16 protein-coding genes are annotated in these 18551 nt (G+C 43.3%); 4 read left to right on the plus strand and 12 right to left on the minus strand.

Annotation, left to right across the window (positions count from 1 at the left end):
- Positions 1–7 precede the first annotated feature (7 nt).
- Together rpsJ and MTO98_RS28830 are read left to right on the plus strand one after the other, a co-directional pair.
- Positions 8–313, plus strand: a complete 306-nt coding sequence (gene rpsJ / locus MTO98_RS28825) for a 30S ribosomal protein S10 (protein ID WP_022830652.1) — start codon at positions 8–10, stop codon at positions 311–313.
- A 623-nt stretch (positions 314–936) separates the two neighbouring features.
- Positions 937–2010 carry an Ldh family oxidoreductase gene (locus MTO98_RS28830; protein WP_243482457.1) on the plus strand — a complete coding sequence of 358 codons (1074 nt, stop codon included), beginning with the start codon at positions 937–939 and terminating at the stop codon, positions 2008–2010.
- 425 nt (positions 2011–2435) lie between these two features.
- Here MTO98_RS28830 and lepB (MTO98_RS28835) read toward each other — a convergent pair whose 3' ends face one another.
- From lepB (MTO98_RS28835) to MTO98_RS28865, 7 genes are all read right to left on the minus strand, one after another.
- Positions 2436–3914 carry a signal peptidase I gene (lepB, locus tag MTO98_RS28835; protein WP_371825438.1) on the minus strand — a complete coding sequence of 493 codons (1479 nt, stop codon included), beginning with the start codon at positions 3912–3914 and terminating at the stop codon, positions 2436–2438.
- 23 nt (positions 3915–3937) lie between these two features.
- Positions 3938–5077 carry a signal peptidase I gene (gene lepB, locus MTO98_RS28840; RefSeq protein WP_243482459.1) on the minus strand — a complete coding sequence of 380 codons (1140 nt, stop codon included), beginning with the start codon at positions 5075–5077 and terminating at the stop codon, positions 3938–3940.
- A gap of 228 nt (positions 5078–5305) precedes the next feature.
- The gene (gene lepB, locus MTO98_RS28845) at positions 5306–6727 is read right to left on the minus strand and encodes a signal peptidase I (protein WP_243482460.1); all 1422 of its coding nucleotides are present in this window, start codon (positions 6725–6727) and stop codon (positions 5306–5308) included.
- A 49-nt stretch (positions 6728–6776) separates the two neighbouring features.
- Positions 6777–7526, minus strand: a complete 750-nt coding sequence (dapB, locus tag MTO98_RS28850) for a 4-hydroxy-tetrahydrodipicolinate reductase (RefSeq protein WP_243482461.1) — start codon at positions 7524–7526, stop codon at positions 6777–6779.
- Positions 7527–7549: 23 nt separating this feature from the next.
- The gene (locus tag MTO98_RS28855; RefSeq protein ID WP_243482463.1) at positions 7550–8227 is read right to left on the minus strand and encodes a DUF5683 domain-containing protein; all 678 of its coding nucleotides are present in this window, start codon (positions 8225–8227) and stop codon (positions 7550–7552) included.
- A gap of 15 nt (positions 8228–8242) precedes the next feature.
- On the minus strand, positions 8243–9154 hold the full coding sequence (locus MTO98_RS28860) for a ParB/RepB/Spo0J family partition protein (protein WP_243482465.1): 912 nt from the start codon (positions 9152–9154) through the stop codon (positions 8243–8245).
- Between the two features lie 3 nt (positions 9155–9157).
- Positions 9158–9961 carry a ParA family protein gene (locus MTO98_RS28865; RefSeq protein ID WP_243482467.1) on the minus strand — a complete coding sequence of 268 codons (804 nt, stop codon included), beginning with the start codon at positions 9959–9961 and terminating at the stop codon, positions 9158–9160.
- A gap of 301 nt (positions 9962–10262) precedes the next feature.
- Here MTO98_RS28865 and MTO98_RS28870 point away from each other — a divergent pair, with 301 nt between their 5' ends.
- Positions 10263–10784 (plus strand): NADPH-dependent FMN reductase, encoded by a 522-nt coding sequence (locus MTO98_RS28870; RefSeq protein ID WP_243482470.1) that lies wholly within the window; start codon positions 10263–10265, stop codon positions 10782–10784.
- Between the two features lie 154 nt (positions 10785–10938).
- On the opposite strand, the gene MTO98_RS28875 is transcribed toward MTO98_RS28870, so the two are convergent.
- Together MTO98_RS28875 and MTO98_RS28880 are read right to left on the minus strand one after the other, a co-directional pair.
- The gene (locus MTO98_RS28875) at positions 10939–11790 is read right to left on the minus strand and encodes a gliding motility-associated C-terminal domain-containing protein (RefSeq protein ID WP_243482472.1); all 852 of its coding nucleotides are present in this window, start codon (positions 11788–11790) and stop codon (positions 10939–10941) included.
- Positions 11791–11963: 173 nt separating this feature from the next.
- Complete coding sequence (locus MTO98_RS28880; RefSeq protein WP_243482473.1) at positions 11964–13928, minus strand: gliding motility-associated C-terminal domain-containing protein; 1965 nt, start codon at positions 13926–13928, stop codon at positions 11964–11966.
- A 174-nt stretch (positions 13929–14102) separates the two neighbouring features.
- Between MTO98_RS28880 and MTO98_RS28885 the strand changes: the two genes are divergently transcribed.
- Positions 14103–15425, plus strand: coding sequence for a sorbosone dehydrogenase family protein (locus tag MTO98_RS28885; RefSeq protein ID WP_243482474.1), 1323 nt, complete (start codon positions 14103–14105; stop codon positions 15423–15425).
- Positions 15426–15593: 168 nt separating this feature from the next.
- Here the strand turns inward: MTO98_RS28885 and MTO98_RS28890 are convergent, their stop codons facing one another.
- The 3 genes from MTO98_RS28890 to MTO98_RS28900 all read right to left on the minus strand — a co-directional run bounded on the left by MTO98_RS28890 (position 15594) and on the right by MTO98_RS28900 (position 18252).
- A complete protein-coding gene (locus MTO98_RS28890) occupies positions 15594–16520 on the minus strand; it encodes a hypothetical protein (protein ID WP_243482475.1) in 927 nt (308 codons plus the stop codon).
- Between the two features lie 87 nt (positions 16521–16607).
- Positions 16608–17798: a M20 family metallopeptidase gene (locus tag MTO98_RS28895; RefSeq protein ID WP_243482476.1), complete on the minus strand. Its 1191-nt coding sequence runs from the start codon at positions 17796–17798 to the stop codon at positions 16608–16610.
- The gene (locus tag MTO98_RS28900) at positions 17791–18252 is read right to left on the minus strand and encodes an SPOR domain-containing protein (RefSeq protein ID WP_243482477.1); all 462 of its coding nucleotides are present in this window, start codon (positions 18250–18252) and stop codon (positions 17791–17793) included. Before MTO98_RS28900 ends, MTO98_RS28895 begins: the two co-directional genes overlap by 8 nt.
- Positions 18253–18551: the final 299 nt, after the last annotated feature.

Consider the following 18551-nt stretch of genomic DNA (forward strand, 5'->3'; position numbering starts at 1 on the left):
AACAAAAATGAGCCAAAGAATCAGGATCAAATTAAAATCTTACGATTACAACCTGGTAGATAAATCTGCTGAGAAAATCGTAAAAACAGTAAAGCCAACTGGCGCTGTAGTTAGCGGACCACTTCCGTTACCAACCGAAAAGAAAATCTTCACCGTATTACGTTCACCACACGTAAACAAAAAAGCACGTGAGCAATTCCAACTTTGCTCATACAAGCGCTTATTAGACATTTACAGCTCTAATTCAAAAACTGTAGATGCCCTAATGAAGCTTGAATTGCCAAGCGGTGTTGAGGTTGAGATCAAAGTTTGATAGACGACCGGCCCACTGAAAGGTGTGGGATCAAAAAATAAAAAGACCATTTGCGTAAGCGGATGGTCTTTTTTTATGGGTATATAATCGCCGAAACCGTCATTCCTGTAAGGCTACGAAGCAATTTTCACCAACCCGTCATTGCGAGGTACGAAGCAATCCCCGACTTACAGAGCGGCTATGCAAACCTCCCTGTGCGGTTCGCGATTGCTTCGTACCTCGCAATGACGTCAGTTTTAACAATTATTTAAACACACTGTTATTGGCGTTACCTGCGGCCCGGGCTGTACGGTTATACGCCTGCAGGCATTATGCACAGGCCGGTATCCGCTTCCATCCCTAACGCAGAATTTGTCTGAACCGTGATTTATGGGATTAGTCGGATTATAGGATTTTGCCAGTCTGCTTTGGTCTGAACTCGAGTTTAGGGGAATTATTGGAATCTCTCGAATTTGCTTATCATCCTGTCAATTCCTTAATTCCTTAAGATTCAGGTTCAGACAAAAAATCCTGCCCATCCCAAAATCCCCCCAAATCCCGGTTCAGACAATCATCATCGGCAAAATCCCCGAAAAATCAACGAAATCAGCGTAATCAAAAAAATCAACGGTTATCTTTGCCCTATGCTGATATCACCATCTACCCTACGCACATTCACCGAAGATATATTCAAAGCCATAGGCTGCAGCCATGAACATGCAGTATTGGCAGCCGATGTACTGCTCAAGTCTGATCTGCGGGGTATCGACTCCCACGGCGTGGCTCGTTTAAGCGGCTATGTACGCCTGTGGGAGAAGAAACGCATCAACCCCACACCCAATATCCGGATAGTACACGAAACACCTACAACGGCCACTATCGACGGCGATGCGGGCCTTGGTCTGGTGGTTGCCCCCTTCGCTATGGAAGTAGCTATTAAAAAGGCTGAATTATATGGATCAGGATGGGTATCAGTACGAAATTCCAACCACTTTGGTATTGCAGGTTATCACGCATTAATGGCGGTTGAAAAAGATATGATAGGTTTTGCCATGACCAATGCCAGTCCGCTGGTGGCACCAACTTTTTCCAGCGAACGGCTGTTGGGCACTAACCCAATGTGTTATGCCTTTCCAGCTGGTAAATATCCGCCGGTGATAGTTGATATGGCTACCTCTGCAGCTGCCAACGGCAAACTTGAAATAGCCCAGCGTTTAGGCAAGCAAGTTCATGAAGGCTGGATCCAGGATAAAGACGGCAATTATACTACCGATCCGCATGCGCTGAAAACCGGAGGCTCGCTCCTGCCCCTCGGCAGCGACCGCGACCATGGCAGCCATAAAGGTTTTGGTTTGAGCGCTACCGTTGATATATTATCAGCAGTATTATCCGGCGCAAACTATGGTCCCTGGGTACCACCGTTTGTGGCTTTCCTTGATCCGCCGAACGATCCGGTTGGTGCAGGTATAGGCCATTTTTTAGGGGCGATACGGGTTGATGGCTTCCGCCCGGTTAATGAGTTTAAAGATCATTTGGACAACTGGGTAAGTCGTTTTAAATCATCAGCTACTGTTGATCCGACACAAAAGGTAGTTATCCCCGGTGAACCGGAACTGGAGGCTGAAGCTGATAGAATGGCTAATGGGATACCGTTGGTTGATGCGGTTGTTGAGGATTTGAATAAGCTGGCAGAAAGGTTTGAAATAGATAAACTATAAACTGCCGCGGGTTTAGCGCAGCGTAACCCGTGGTGGCCAATCATGTAAGCTTTCAGCTTACATATCCGTTCAGCTGAAAGCTGAAACCATAATAAACCACGGGCTGAAAACCACAGGTGTTAGGAAGATGAAGATCGGTTGGAAATGCTGGTTAAAAAAGCTATGTCATTGCGAGGAGCGGCATGGCCAAAAGCACTTGGGGCGACGCGGCAATCCCGTAGCTATACAGAGCGGACATGCATTGGCTACGAGATTGCCGCGCTACGCTCGCAATGACATCTTTTTTTATTTAAAAATAGAGATAATTTCATCTTCCGAACACCACGGGCTGAAAGCCCGCGGCGTTGTATACAAAAAGCACAAGGCCCGTTTTGCTTCGCAAAACAGGCCTTGTGCTGAAATTCCCCCTTCAGGGGGTTAGGGGGCTAATGGATCAGATTAAATAACCTGCTCCAGCGAATTTTGTGAACGAATGAAGCGTTATCATCAACACTCATCCAAATGAACAGCGCTTTACCCACAATATGATCTTCGGGAACAAAGCCCCAGAAACGTGAATCTTCCGAGTTATGACGGTTATCGCCCATCATAAAATAATAGTTCAGTTTAAAAGTATAACTATCGGCTTTTTTACCGTTAATCAGGATCTCATTACCGTTTACTTCAACTTTGTTACCCTCATACACGGCTATCGCGCGACCGTAAATCGGGAATGTTAAACTATCCAGCTTTACTGTCCAGCCCTTTTTAGGCACGATGATCGGCCCGAAGTTATCAACGTTCCATTTATAATCGGGAATGTTAGCACCGATTTTATAGTTAGAGAAAATAGTTGGGTAAACCGGATTAAGCGGATCAGACGTTCCCCTCGGTGTTAACCTTGGCGCAACCGATTTAATATTTGAATATCCGCGCAAAGCCTTTGCCGATTCTTCGGTAGTGTTGGTAATAAATTCGGTATTATTTATTGACGAGATATCAGACAAATGCAAATCCGTTGCTATCTGCGGGTTAAGCTCGTCACCATCCGTTTTAACATCATAAGTGATCTCGCCGTTTGGCGGCGTGATAGCAGCTTTACTATTAATAAACACCTGCGCATTAACAACGCTCAACGTATCGCCCGGGGTACCCTGGCAGCGTTTAATATAGTTTTCGCGTTTATCAACCGGCCTGAAATAAGGCGAGTCGGCATCCATAGGATAATTAAATACTACCACATCGCCTTTTTTAATATCACTTAAACCCGGCAGACGGTAATATGGCAGTTCAATGCCATCCCAATAAGCTTTGGTATTGATGAGCGGCATGGTATGATGTGCAAACGGAAACGCGACTGGCGTCATTGGTAAACGTGCACCATAATTTACTTTGCTTACAAACAGGTAATCGCCAATAAGCAATGAGCTTTCCATCGAGGCGCTGGGGATCACGTAAGCTTCGATGAATAATGTACGGATCAACGTAGCAGCAATCACCGCAAAAATAATAGCATCGGCCCATTCACGTGCCTGAGTTTTCTTAAGGGCAAGTTTATACTTCTGCCTGAATTCGGCACTTGCTGAGGGACCAAAATATTTGGTATTCTTGTCATTGCCCCATTTAGGGAAATAAATAAAGGGCAGGATCACTCCCTGTACATGTTCAGCAAATGTAAACTTACCGTATGACTTCAAAAAGTCAACAATTAAACCCAATGCTATTAAAAAATTCAGACCGGGTATCAGTAACATAATAAACCACCATGCAGGTCGCCCGGTTAATTTAATAATGATAAAAAAGTTATAGAGCGGTACAATGCCTTCCCATCCCTGTCTTCCTGCTTTTTCAAACAGTTTCCATAAACCCGCAAATGGTAATACTATAAAAAGAACAAATGCAATCAATAATCCAATTCCGTTCACTTCAGTGTTTTTTATATTTTCAATTAATGTATGCCCCTGAACAGCCTGTTCCATCTTATCCTATCAAAGAAGCTGGCGGTGCTGTCAATACTCATCCACGTAAATAATGCTTTACCCACTACGTGATCTTCAGGAACAAAACCCCAAAAGCGCGAATCTTCTGAGTTATGGCGGTTATCGCCCATCATCCAGTAGTAGTTAAGCTTAAAGGTATAAGTATCGGCTTTTTTTCCGTTAATCATGATATCCTTGCCCACAACATTTACCTTATTGTTTTCGTAAATTTCGATAGCTCTGCCATAAACCGGGAAAGTAAGACTATCCAGCTTAACAGTCCACCCCTTTTTAGGAATTATAATAGGCCCGTAGTTGTCAACATTCCATTTAAAATCGGGAAAATTAGGCGTGATCTTATAACGCGGGTATTTGGCTGGATAAACCGGGTTCAGCGGATCGCTGGTACCTTTAAGCGTTACTGCCGGCACAATTGATTTTACGTTTGAATAAGTTTTCAAAGTAGCTGCCGACTCTTTTCCCATCATCATTTCATAACGGTTTCCGGTATTGCCCCTGATCTCAATTTTGAGCTCGTTTAAAATAGCAGGGTTAAATTCCTGCCCGTTAGTTTCAACAAAATAACCTTCTTTTCCCCTTTCAGGATCAGGGGCCGCCTTGCCATTGATATAAACCTGGGCATCAACAACGCTCAGCGTATCGCCGGGCGTACCCTGGCAGCGTTTGATAATATTTTCACGCTTATCAACCGGCCTGAAATAAGGCGAATCGGCCTCGATAGGCGCATTAAAAACCACTATATCCTGCTTTTTTATATCGCTTAAACCCGGCAAACGGTAGTATGGCAATTTTACCCCACCCCAATAGGCTTGGGTACCCCAGGGAGTGGTGTGGTGCATAAAAGGAAAAGAAACCGGTGTTATCGGCATCCTTGCTCCATAATTAACCTTACTTACAAATAAGTAATCGCCAATTAAAAGCGAATTTTCCATTGAACCACTGGGGATAACGTAGGCTTCGATAAACAGCGTACGGATCAGGGTAGCGGCTATTACCGCAAATATGATAGCGTCGCCCCACTCACGAAGAGCGCCCTTTTTCTTTTTTACTTTACTTGTATCTTTCTTTTTCCAGAATTTCCAGTTCATATGATATTTGAAATGTGCAGATTACAGATGTGCAAATGTGCAGATTTTTTAATGTTTATATTTTATGTATAAGATATATGTTACACGTTATATGTTACGTTCCTCAATAATAATTAAAAGATGTCAATCAAATCATTCATCCGTAAATCTTCTCAATCATTTGTACACCTGAATTCTGAACTTCCGCACATCTTCCCTCATTTGCACATCTAAAATTTGCACATCTTCCTAATTGATCCCCCTGAGCACCCTATCCCACCTGATCTTACACCATGATGGTGCATTAGTGTCCCAGCTCATCCAAACAAACACGGCCTTTCCTACAATATGGTCTTCGGGAACAAAACCCCAAAAGCGCGAATCTTCAGAATTATGGCGGTTATCGCCCATCATCCAATAGTAATCCATTTTAAAGGTATAACTATTTGCCCTGCTGCCATTAATCAGGATGCTATTGCCCTTCACCTGCACCTTGTTGTTTTCGTACACCTCGATAGCCCGGCGGTAAAAAGGCATGGTCATGCTGTCAAGCTTAACCGTCCAGCCTTTTCGCGGAATAATAATTGGCCCTAAGTTATCTTCATTCCACCTAAAGTGCGCATCATGAGGAAAAACTTCCGGGTCATACACACCTCTTAATTTGATATCAGGTTTTACCGTTTTAATATGGGGATAGCTTTTTAGTTTTTCGGCGGATAGCACGGTGGTATTAACGGTAAAATCAGCACGGGTATACTGCTGAACATCCTCCAGGTGCAGATCATATAGTGTACCGGGGCTAAATATGCCTGCTAAACCGTCTGTATGCACCAGGTATTCCATTTCGGCGTTTGGCGGCGTGGGCATGGGCTGATTATTTACATATACCTGTCCATACTCCAGTTTAAGTGTATCGCCGGGAGAGCCCTGGCACCGTTTGATATAATTTTCCTGTTTATCCACAGGCCGGTAAAACGGTGAATCTGCATCCATGGGATAATTAAATACAACAACATCCCCTTTTTTTACTTCGCCAAAACCCGGCAGGCGGTAATAGGGTAGCTTTATTCCGTCCCAGTAAGCTTTGGTGCCGGTAAGCGGCATGGTATGATGCGCAAAGGGAAACGCTATTGGTGTCATGGGTAAACGTGCGCCGTAGTTGATCTTACTGACAAATAAAAAATCGCCGACCATTAAAGAGCTTTCCATAGATGAGGTTGGTATGGTGAAAGCTTCCATAAAAAGCCCGCGAATAACCATTGCAGCGATTACAGCAAACAAAATAGCTTCGGCCCACTCCCGCGCAGGCGATTTATCAAGGTTGCGGTATTTTTCCCTGAAATTCTCACTTGCCGAAGGACCAACGTAACGGGTGCTTTTATCAAAACCCCATTTAGGAATAAAAACAAAAGGCAACAGTACCGACATAGTAATTTGACCTATGCCAACCTTGCCGAACGATTTAATAAAATCAATGAGGATGCCAACGCTTATAATGAAATTTATGCCTGGTATTGCAAGCAGCAAAAGCAGCCATAGCGGCCTTTGGCTTAATTTGAGCATAATATAAAGCTGGTATACCGGGATTAAAGCTTCCCAGCCCGGCCTACCGGCCTTTTCAAAGAGCTTCCAGTATCCGGCCAGTATTAAAATCAATAGCGGGCTTATCATGATGTAAAACCCAATATAGCCCGCTATTGCCATTTATATTAAAGCGCTATTAGCTGTTAAAATCAAACATGGCTTCAACCGAGTAAAAGCCTTTTTTATCGTGCAGCCACTCGGCAGCCAGTACAGCACCCAATGCAAAACCATTACGGTTATGGGCAGTATGCTTAAATTCAATACTATCTACTTCTGAGTCGTAAATAACGGTGTGCGTACCGGGTACGCTGTCTATCCTTAACGATTCAATGAGCAACTGGTTAGGGCCAACACTTGCGTCATCGTCCTTATCATCGGTGGTTAACACGTTAACCCATTCGTTTTTGGTATCGGTGTTGTTGATAATACCTTCGGCAATGGTTATGGCCGTGCCGCTTGGCGAATCCATTTTTTGGGTATGGTGAATTTCCTCAACCTGCACCTCGTAGTAAGGATACCTGTTCATTACTTTGGCCAATAGCTTGTTAACGTGAAAAAATACGTTTACACCTACGCTAAAGTTTGAAGCCCATAGTAACGATTTATTCCCTTCAATACACTGTTGCTTTACCTCTGGTAGCTTTTCATACCAGCCCGTTGTACCAATAACAACAGGAACATCTGCATTAAAACATTGCTCAATATTTGATAATACGGATGCCGGGGTAGTAAACTCAATTACAACATCTGCTTTCTGCAGGTTTTCGGGAGTAAGGTCATGAAGGGTATCATGATCAATGGTAAGTACAATTTCATGCTTGCGGCTAAGGGCTATCTTCTCAATGATCTTGCCCATTTTTCCGTAGCCAAGTAGTGCTATCTTCATTTCAGGTATTGTGGTTTTCCTTATTAAAACGTAAAGGTAACTTTTAAACCCGGAATATAAGCATTATTAGCGCCCAGAGCATACACCGGCTGATTAATTAAACCAGGAGTCACTTTGAACGACAGGTTATTATCAACAGTGTATGAATGGATGAACTTAGCATCAATATAAGCGTCGATAGCCTGAATACCCCATACAGCCAGAAAACCAAAGATACTCAGATCGCGGTTACGTCTTGAATTTTCGCGGGCATCGTTCAAGTTAGCATCCGGAACCTGGGCATACAGGATCGATTCTTGATAGTAAGGGTCGCCCGGTTTAGCAGGGGTGCCTTGTCGATACCTTGATAGTATTAAATACTCATTATAATAATGCTGGTTATAAATAATGGCAGAGGTTAACAAACCTAAACCGCCATAAATTAACGGCACTTTCCACCATCTGTGGTTATAGACCTGTCCCCAGCCCGGCACCATCAATGAATGAATTACTGCTTTATGCGGGATATGGGTACTATCGGGATGGTAGATCTTTTCTTTGGCGGGATCAATTTTTGGAGCAAATGAGCCCGAAGGAGTTTTAACAGGATGCTTTACTTTTAGCGTATCACTTTTTTTATTCTCCGTAGTATCAAGTATTTGAGCCTCCGCAGCAAAAATAAAAAAAGTGAATACACCTAAAAAAAACAGGAATTTATACATTTTTAAAATTAACAATTACCAATCAAGCATTTCAAGGATGCGGCCAAGATCATCTTCCGAAAGGAAAGGGATCTCAATAACACCGCTTCCGCGGCTACCTACTTTCAGTTTTACCCTTGTACTAAATTTTGAAGCAAGATCATCCTGGATCTTTTGCAACTGGTATGAAACAGGCTCAGGCTGTTTGCCCTCCTTTTTCACCGGCGACTTTTGCATATCCCTTACCAGTTCTTCAACCTTACGAACGGATAAACCTTCCTTTATAATATGCTGATGTATAAATAATTGTTTTGCTGGATCAGTTAGCGTTAAAATAGCTTTGGCATGCCCCATAGAAAGTTCGCCATCACGAATAGATGCCTGGATAACCGGTGGCAGCCTTAACAGGCGCAGGTAGTTGGTAACGGTTGATCGGTTTTTGCTCACCCTGTCGCCCAGTTCTTCCTGTTTCAGGTTACACTCTTCAATCATCCGCTGAAAGCTCAGGGCAACCTCAATGGCATTCAGGTTTTCACGCTGAATGTTTTCAATAAGCGCCATTTCCAGCATTTGCTGATCATTGGCGGTACGTACATAAGCCGGGATCTGGGTTAGGCCAGCCAACTTTGAAGCGCGAAAACGACGCTCGCCCGATATAAGCTGATATTTGTGGGCACCAACTTTACGGAGCGTTATAGGCTGGATCAAACCCTGCAGTTTAATCGACTCGGAAAGCTCTGTCAGGGCCTGCTCATCAAAATCAGTACGGGGCTGAAAAGGGTTAACCTCAATTTCGGCCAGCTTTATTTCATTAACCGAGCCAAGGTCATTTACCTCGGCAGGGCTTGCTGTTTCTTTACTTCTGTTTTGGTATGGTTGTACGTTAGGCGTGTCATTCAATAGCGCACTCAGTCCCTTGCCCAGGGCATTTCTCTTTTCACCACTCATTTATTATACTGTTGCTGTAGCTGTTGTTTGTTCACCCTTAACCAATCCGTTTTTCTCCAAAATTTCGCGGGCAAGGTTTAAATAATTAATTGCACCCTTACATGTTGCATCATGCATAATTACCGATACACCAAAGCTTGGTGCCTCGCTTAAACGGGTATTACGTTGTATGATAGTATCAAAAACCATATCTTCAAAATGGGTTTTAACCTCATCTACCACCTGGTTGCTTAAGCGTAAACGCACATCATACATAGTTAGCAGGATACCCTCTATCTCCAGCTGCGGGTTCAGGCGCGACTGAACAATTTTAATGGTATTTAACAGCTTGCCCAAACCCTCTAACGCAAAATACTCGCACTGTACCGGTACAATTACCGAATCGGCAGCGGTTAAAGCATTAATGGTGATCAAACCTAATGAAGGTGAGCAATCGATAATAATAAAATCATACTCGTCACGTACCTTATCAAATACCTGTTTCATTTTATACTCGCGGCCGCTTAAATTGATCATTTCAATTTCGGCACCTACCAGGTCAATATGTGCAGGCAGTAAATCAAGATTGGGGGTTTCAGTTTTTTGAATGGCCTCGTGAGGATCAACCTCATTGATGATACATTCATAAATACTGTTTTTTATATTGCGGGGATCAAAGCCTATGCCCGAAGTTGAGTTAGCTTGCGGGTCGGCGTCAACCAATAAGGTTTTATAATCTAATACGGCTAAACTTGCTGCCAGATTTATAGATGATGTAGTTTTCCCTACGCCGCCTTTCTGGTTGGCTAAAGCAATTATTTTACTCATTCTATAGTTTAAAAAAATTTATAGTTCTGTGATTTATAACAACGTTAAATAGAAACAGAAATTTCTACTTTCGTAAAGTTTTTATCCGGTGATAAAGATACGGAATTAAATAATGCAGAAATCCACAGCTTTTGCCTATTTACAAACAAAATTGACCTATTAATGAATTATTAGCTTAACAACCTGCCGAATATTATTGCTTAAATCATACTCAAAACTAAAGCACTCATTAACAAAATATTAAAAAGGAAAAGCAGCACTAATATCATTAACAGATCATGCAGCAATTTATAAATAATAAATGATAACTATTATATCATCAACCAACAGGCCCGGCAGTTCAACACTTAAACTGGCACATGTTTATCAGCAAAAACTGCGCGAAAAAGGCGTGGAAGCCGGCATATTATCACTTGCGCAGTTACCTCCCAACGTTATTGAAACCGACCTTTATAATAAACGCAGTGCCGGATTTGAGCCTCTGCAGCAAATAGTTACCAATACCGATAAATTTATATTCCTGATACCTGAGTATAACGGAAGCTTTCCGGGAGTGCTCAAGGTTTTTATTGATGCCTGCAGCTTTCCCGAAGGTTTTTATGATAAAAAGGCTGCTTTGGTTGGCCTGTCATCGGGCAAGTATGGTAATATTCGCGGCGTTGATCATTTTACCGGTGTTTGCCACTACCTGCACCTTAATATCATGGCGCTTAAATTGCACATAGCCGCCATACACAAGGAATTTGACGAAGAAGGGAACCTGTTTAAACCCGATACCATAAAGTTTGTAAATGAACAAATAGACAAGATCATTAAGTTTTGATTATTGGGGATTTCACCGATTAGAGTTGATTACACCGATTTCTTTTTTTGTATTCCACTTGATAAAAGAAAAATTTTAACCGATGGCATTACCAACTAAAATCAGCCACGTATCGGTGAAATCAAAAAATATCGATGTAATCCCGGCAAAAAATCTATCTCATCAAAAACACCCAGCCCGAGATCCTTTTGGCACCGGTTTTAAGATCAATTGTATAATAATAAGTGCCCGTATCAAGAGGTGCCCCTTTTCGTGTACCATTCCAGGGGGTATCGTATCCAATACTTTTAAAAACAATCCCTCCGCTGCGGTCAAAAACCGTTAGCTCACAGTCGGTATAAGCGTCAAGGTTTGTGATATTCCAAACATCATTAATGCCATCGCCATTAGGCGAAAACATGGTAGGAACAGTTATTTTAGGAGCACTTGTTATAAATTCTATATCATCAAGCATCAGGTCATTTCCGGGGCCGCCGGGGGCACGGTTACTTATTTTTAATACAAGGCTGTTTACATTATCAGGCGTTTTAAAAACCAGGTTATACTTCTTCCATACCGGGCCTGCAGTTGCAGTTACGGAGCCGGTCCGGAGCGTATCAAGTACCTCACCCGCTGTGGTTTCGATAGAAAAAAGAATATCCGGCTGCTGTACTGTTGGCCCAACTACGGTATTTTTAAGCAGGTTAAGAATATACGCCGAAAACTCATAAGCTGTAGCCGGGCAAAGCGAGGGTACCATACGGGTATAAAAAGTACTTGGCTCGTTTGAGGCGTTGATCATCATCATGTAGCCATTACTATTACCGGTATGGTCATGTATTACTTTGTGCCACGATTCTTCAGCACATCCGTCGGATGTGCTAACCAGGGTGTAAAATCCATCTGGCGGACAAAACTGCGTGTATGCCATATTGGTAACGCCTGGCGGTAATGCAGGCCCATGTCCGGTGCCTGAACCAAAATCCTCTCTGAATAGCCAATGCCCAAGCTTACCTGTACAATCCATGCTTTGAGCACAGGCATTAGTACAAAATAAAAACAATAAAAAGATTAGGGGAAAACGCGCCAGCATGACCAGATCAACACTTAAAACTTTAAAAATAAGATCAAATGCGCTGCTAAATGCAGAAGTCAACGGTCAGATTTTGGATAACAACTCAAAAAGATAAGCAATGCCGATCAATGCACAATAAACACCCAGCCTGATAATAACGGCGCATTATTTTTAAGATCGATCACGTAGTAATAAGTTCCCGACGGCAAAACATACCCTTTATAGGCACCATTCCATGGCTTATCATAACCTGTAGAAGTATATACCTTTTGACCGCTTCGGCTAAAAACATTCAGCGTACTTTGAGGATAGGTTGATAAGGCTTCGATATCCCAGTAATCATTGAAGCCATCACCATTGGGCGAAAACGTTGTTGGGATGACAATTTTTTTATAAACCCGCACAAAAACCGAAACGTTAACAGATCCGCAGCCAATACCTGATGATGCCGTTAGCGTATAAGTAATATCATCGGTTGGACTGGCAACAGGGTTTAGCTTGGTAGGGTCGTCAAGCCCTTCGGCCGGGGTCCATAAGTAACTATCGGCATATTTTGCCTCAGCATCTAACACCACCGACTGACCTTCAAAGATCTTTTTTTGCGGAGTTATACTTGCCTCAGGCACTGGCATAACCGTTACAGTTACCGTTTGGGTAGCCGTACAACCCTCATTACTGGTTACAGTTACGGTATAAGTAGTGGTTTCGGCTGGTTTGGCAGCGGGGCTTGCCGAAGTTGGATCAGACAAGCCAGTAACCGGTAACCAGCTATAGCTTTTGGCATTGGGCGTAGTTTCATTGAGAATGGTGACGCTGCCCTTACAAATTGGAGCAGGGGTGATAACTGGTATCACAGGGTTTAAATTAACAGTTGCCTTTACTTTATCCGATACCGTGGCACAATCGCCAACCGAAAAAACTGTAACCTGGTAATCGCCATTATCGGCAACAGATGCATTGTCAATTACCAACGGATTTTGAGCTTTATTATCAGCCGTAACGCCGGGGCCAGTCCATTCATACCTGATTGCCCCCGGTGTAGCGGTAAGCGTAAGCGCATCGCCTTCGCACACCGGCGGAGCGGTAATGGATGGTTTAGCCAAATAGGCGTTAATTGTTACAGTACGCACATCAGAGTAAACCCGGCAGGTTGCCGAGTTAATATTATCACCCTCCGCAGCAGCTATCCTGTACTGGTAAATACCAGCCGGTTTATTTGCTGCAAATTGAAAAGCATAGCTAAGGCTTGTTGCTCCGGGTATGTTAACCCAAGTAACGCCGCCATCGGTACTGCTTTGCCATTGTAATTTAGGATTGCTGTAGCCGCTGTTAAGATCGGCTATAAGATTATAGTTTTGTACCTGACCTTCGCACGTATTTTGCGGCTGAGTATTATCGGTTGTTGTAAAACCGACTTTAATATTTGGCCCGCATGCCCTGAATTCAATATCATCAAGCAGCAAATCATTTCCGTTACCGCCAGGGCCATTATTGCTAATTTCCAATACTATCTGAGTAACCCCGGCACCGGTTGAAAAAGGCACACTGTATTTATTCCATTCTGGCCCGGCAGTGGGTAATATAGTATTGGTATCATACTGCGCTAAAATTGTCCCATCCGGCTTTTTAATAGTAAATAACAAATCGGGCTGTACGGTGGTTGCATCGCTTGATGAAAGCTTCAACAAATTGAGCACATAAGCCGAAAACTCGTAGGTTGTGTTTTCGCAAAGATTAAGGTCTTTTGTTTCGGTAAAAAAAACGCTTGGTGCGTATGATGCATTTACCAGCATCATGTAACCACCGGCATTGCCTGTATGATCATGAAGCACCGTATGCCAGGTATCATGACATGAAGTATGGCTGCTTACAATTGAATACTGACCATCGTTGGGACAATCGGTAACGTAAGCCATAGTTGTAATATCAGATGATAGAGGCGGTCCGGTACTGGTAACCCCCGATCCAAAATCAAGCTTCACTACCGGATCACCATAACTTCCGTTACAAGCAGCCGTTTGAGCCCTAACTTGTATACAAGCGAGAGCAAACAATATCAACAGAAATAATTTAATTGTTTTAAAAGGCATCAGCCGGTTGAAGGATAAAAAAACATCGAACTACCAAAAATATATTTTTTTGACTGCCCCCATGCATAAAAACCATTTAAACGATGAATATATTACACACTGCAAAACAATAGCTTATCCCAAACAATCCCAGTAGCTAAAAAGTTAACTATTAGTATACAAACTCGCGCTAAAATGAAAAATAAGCTCATCATATTCCCTTTTATTATTGGTATAACACTTTTGGCCTGTAAACACAAAAAGCCGGCTAACTATAACAATGCTGATACGGTTATCAATAAAAGCGATCAGGAAGTTAAACTGCCCGCTCCATATGAAACTAAAGCTGTAAAAAACTACTGCGATGTTATTGGCTGGCCTAAAGGCAAAACCCCTGTTGCACCGGCAGGTTTTTCGGTAAGCCTTTATGCTGATGAATTGGATAACCCACGCAATATCTATATTGCATCAAACGGCGATGTTTTTGTATCTGAAGCCAATACCGAAGTTACCGGACTGAAAAAGATAGGTGCCGATATTATCGGTGTAAGTAAATCCCAGCATCTGGGCAAAAGCGCCAATAAGGTGCTGTTATTTAAAGATACCAATGGGGATGGTATCCCCGATTCAAAAACTGTTTTTCTGAGCGGGCTCAACCAGCCCTATGGGATGCTGATTGCCGGCGATTGGTTTTATGTAGCCAATACCGATGCCCTGTGGCGTTACCCTTATAAAATGGGCGAAATGAAAGCAACCGGCAAAGGCATTAAAATACTGGATTTGCCTGCAGGCGGATATAATAACCATTGGACCCGAAACCTGCACCTAAGTGCCGATGGCAAAAAAATATACGTTTCGGTAGGATCTGGCAGCAATGTTGCCGAGCACGGAATAGAACATGAAAAACGCCGGGCTGATATTTTGGAAATCAATCTTGATGGTACCGGTGAACGTGTTTATGCTTCAGGTTTACGCAACCTGGCCGGTATCGACATTCAACCGGGAACAGGCGTTTTATATGCAGCCGTAAATGAACGTGACGATCTTGGCGATCAGCTTGTGCCTGATTACCTCACCAGCGTTAAAGATGGTGGCTTTTACGGCTGGCCCTGGGCATACTTTGGCCAGCATGAAGATCCGGTACTGAAACAGAAAGATCCTAACCCCGAAATGGTTAAAAAAGCAATCGTGCCCGACGTTGCCCTTGGCGCGCATACAGCATCGTTGGGCTTAGCATTTTACAATGGCACAAGCTTTCCGCAGGACTATCATAATGGGGCTTTTATCGGGCAGCATGGTTCATGGAACAGTTCAAAACTGGTAGGCTATAAGGTTGTTTTTGTTCCATTCAGTAATAATAAACCAACCGGACAAACAACAGATTTTTTAACCGGCTTTATTGCCGATAGCGCCAAACAAAAAGTATATGGCCGCCCGGTCGGCGTAGCTGTAGCAAAGGATGGATCATTGTTGGTGGCTGACGATGCAGGGAACAAGATCTGGCGGGTGAAGCATTAAGCGTCATACAATCAAATTTGTAGCCGTCGCTCAACTACGGAATACAAAAAGACCATGTCATTGCGAGGCACGAAGCAATCGCATGCTATACAGAGCGGCCATGCTTCCGTGCGATTGCCACGCTACGCTCGCAATGACATGGTTTTTCCGCTTTAGTTAGTCAAACCTCTACTCCTTCTTATAATCCTTATGCACAATCAAAAAACTCGCGCGTTCTTCTTTATGGAAGGGGATGTTCCAGTTGCCCTGGTAGGTGATCTTGGTAGGTAGCGGTTCGCCCTGGAAATTATTTAGTTCAATGTTCATCTGCACATTAAAATCAAAGAACATATTGCTGAATTTCATATCGATATAACGGCCCAGGATTTGGAAGGTGCGTTCATCAAATATGGTGGTCATTTCCTTGATCATGGTATCACTGTCGGATGTGCTGGGTTTACATCTTACCTTAAAGCGATAAACCGGGATTGTGTCAAGGTATTTACCACGTGCAAACTCATAATAGTAATACTGGCGCATATCATCACCGAATATTTCCGTTTTACTGCTGATGAAGGGGATGCCGTTTATTTTGCGCCCTGGTGTGAAAATGAGCGCTTTGAGTTTGCTTTTGTATGATTCATTTTTACCTCCCGAACCCGGCAGCGCATCGCCTTTAGTGAAATCAGAGTTATAGGCGTTCATGAAAATAAAGTCGAACATCTCCACGGTGTACAACTGGTACTTGCCGTTCTTTTTGTAAACATCGCTGCTGTCCTTTTTTGCTATGTATTCAATTTTATGTTTACCGGCAGCGTTGCTGTGCAGTATTTTGCGGTAGATGCGTCCGTTTACCTTATTCTTATTATCGTAAGTAAAAATGCGGTTTTCGGCAGTAAAGCCGAAACTTTTCATATTCTGAAAAGCTTTGTAAAAGCCGGTATCGGCCAGCACAGCATCAATAAAATCCTGCGCGTTGAGTTTATGCGAGCGGATGTCAACCAGCGAATCAATCACGATGGTACGGATAGTGTCCGGGTTAAAGCGGTTGATTTGCTGGGCTTTTGTAAGCAGGCTTGTTGAAGCAAGGATAAGGATCAGGAGTAGTTTTTTCATAGTAAAATTAGGTAAAAGGTTAAAGGCAAAAGGTTAAAGGTGCAGCTACACCTTTCGCCTTTAACCTTTTGCCTTTCGCCTCAAAAATTAGTTTCCTAACTGCTTAACCGCCAGATAAGCCATCAAACCGGTGCTTACTTTAAATGCATCCTCCTCCACATCAAAAGTTGGTGTGTGTACCGATGAGGTAATTCCGCGGGCTTCGTTACGGGTACCGAGACGGTAGAAACAGCTGTCGGCAACCTGCGAGTAATAAGCAAAATCTTCGGCGGCCATCCAGATATCCAGGTCGAGCACGTTTTCTTTACCCAGGTAATCTTCGGCATGACCGCGGGTGGCATGGGTTAGTTTTTCTTCGTTGATCAGGAATGGATAACCACGCATGATATTGAAATCGCAGCTCCCGCCCATGCTTTCGGCAATGCCTTCGGCCATTTTCTTCATGCGCTTGTGTGCTTCCTCGCGCCATTTTTCATCCATAGTACGGAAAGTGCCTTCCAGGTAAATCTCATTCGGGATCACGTTGGTTGCGCCATTGGCTATAACTTTGCCAAAGGATAATACCGATGGGCTTTTAGGATCGGCAAAACGACTTACTACCTGTTGCAAAGCAGTTAGTATATGAGCAGTGATAATAACCGGATCAATATTTTGTTGCGGTTGTGCACCATGGCCGCCTTTACCTTTAACGGTAACATAAAGCTCATCGGTTGATGCCATGTATTTACCTGCACGGAAACCTACTTTACCGGCATCAATCAAAGGCATTACATGCTGCCCCAATACTGCCGCAGGTTTTGGATTTTCCAAAACACCTTCTTTGATCATCAGGCTGGCACCACCCGGCAATTTTTCCTCTGCAGGCTGAAAAATCAGTTTAACGGTACCTGCAAACTGACTTTTCAGTTCGGTTAATATTTTGGCCGTACCCAATAATGATGAAGTGTGCGCATCATGACCACAGGCATGCATCACTCCCGGGTTTTGTGATTTATACGGAACATCATTAGCTTCTAATATAGGCAAGGCATCCATATCGGCGCGTAATGCAACTACATTGTTTGCATCAGATGGCTTTTCACCTTTAATGAGGGCTACCAAACCGGTATCGGCCATTTTATGGTATTCCAAACCCAACTCTTCAAGCTTATTGGCTACAAACACCGAGGTTTGCAATTCATGAAATGAAAGCTCGGGATTGGCATGCAGGTGACGGCGGTTGGCCACTACCTCGTTGAATATTTTTGCGGATAATTCCTGTATTTGCTCTTTAATCATTATTAGGATCCGTTTTAGGAAGATTTATTTTTTCAGAAATGATGAATATACTCGAAAACGACGAACGCAGGTCCTGTACCAGCTTTTCGGCTTCGAGGCGGGTACGGAAATCACCGGCTTTTACTTTAAAGTTGGGATCGCGGTAGGTGATGTAGGTTCGCAGTTCGGGGTGTTGTTGTTGAAGCCGGTTTTGTGCATTGTACGCATCTTTACGGTTGGAGCCGCTGAAAAACTGCACCCGGTAACCGAAGGATGCACCAGTTGCATCAGTACCGGTTACACCGCTTAGTGAAAACCTTTTGGCTATCAGGCTATCCATCAGCGGATCTTTGATCACCTCAACTTTGCCACGGGTTTGGGCAAAGGTTTGGGTTGATGCCAATAGTAATAAAACAAAAAAGCAGTATCTGATAATGGCCGGCTTAGCTTGATGATCAAATACTGCTTTTTTCATTTGGTACATTTTCTTTTAAACAGTCATGCCGAACGGAACAAACTAACATCTTAAAAAATCAGCCTTTGTCATCCTGAGCGATAGCGAAGGATCTTCTTCGATAAGCCGAGGCGCTGTAAAGGGCGAAGACGATGCTTCGTCCCTCCGCATGACAAAACTTTTTAATTGTCGTTAGCAGAACGAAGCAATCTCCTGAAACCGGCGGGTTGACCTGCCAATCGGGGATTATTAATATCTATAATTTGTTTCTTATAGGTATTAATGAGCTCCCTTTGGTCGGTTGTCTTCGTACCTCGCAA

Origin of the sequence: Mucilaginibacter sp. SMC90 (assembly GCF_022811725.1) — a bacterium.
GTDB lineage: Bacteria > Bacteroidota > Bacteroidia > Sphingobacteriales > Sphingobacteriaceae > Mucilaginibacter.

Coding starts and splice junctions, on each gene's coding strand:
- MTO98_RS28870 (WP_243482470.1), top strand. CDS start 10,263: ATGATAACTATTATATCATCAACCAACAGGCCCGGCAGTTCAACACTT.
- MTO98_RS28895 (WP_243482476.1), bottom strand. CDS start 17,798: ATGATTAAAGAGCAAATACAGGAATTATCCGCAAAAATATTCAACGAG.
- lepB (WP_243482459.1), bottom strand. CDS start 5,077: ATGAACTGGAAATTCTGGAAAAAGAAAGATACAAGTAAAGTAAAAAAG.
- dapB (WP_243482461.1), bottom strand. CDS start 7,526: ATGAAGATAGCACTACTTGGCTACGGAAAAATGGGCAAGATCATTGAG.
- MTO98_RS28830 (WP_243482457.1), top strand. CDS start 937: ATGCTGATATCACCATCTACCCTACGCACATTCACCGAAGATATATTC.
- MTO98_RS28875 (WP_243482472.1), bottom strand. CDS start 11,790: ATGGATTGTACAGGTAAGCTTGGGCATTGGCTATTCAGAGAGGATTTT.
- MTO98_RS28860 (WP_243482465.1), bottom strand. CDS start 9,154: ATGAGTGGTGAAAAGAGAAATGCCCTGGGCAAGGGACTGAGTGCGCTA.
- MTO98_RS28880 (WP_243482473.1), bottom strand. CDS start 13,928: ATGCCTTTTAAAACAATTAAATTATTTCTGTTGATATTGTTTGCTCTC.
- MTO98_RS28900 (WP_243482477.1), bottom strand. CDS start 18,252: ATGAAAAAAGCAGTATTTGATCATCAAGCTAAGCCGGCCATTATCAGA.
- MTO98_RS28855 (WP_243482463.1), bottom strand. CDS start 8,227: ATGTATAAATTCCTGTTTTTTTTAGGTGTATTCACTTTTTTTATTTTT.
- rpsJ (WP_022830652.1), top strand. CDS start 8: ATGAGCCAAAGAATCAGGATCAAATTAAAATCTTACGATTACAACCTG.
- MTO98_RS28865 (WP_243482467.1), bottom strand. CDS start 9,961: ATGAGTAAAATAATTGCTTTAGCCAACCAGAAAGGCGGCGTAGGGAAA.
- MTO98_RS28885 (WP_243482474.1), top strand. CDS start 14,103: ATGAAAAATAAGCTCATCATATTCCCTTTTATTATTGGTATAACACTT.
- lepB (WP_243482460.1), bottom strand. CDS start 6,727: ATGATAAGCCCGCTATTGATTTTAATACTGGCCGGATACTGGAAGCTC.
- MTO98_RS28890 (WP_243482475.1), bottom strand. CDS start 16,520: ATGAAAAAACTACTCCTGATCCTTATCCTTGCTTCAACAAGCCTGCTT.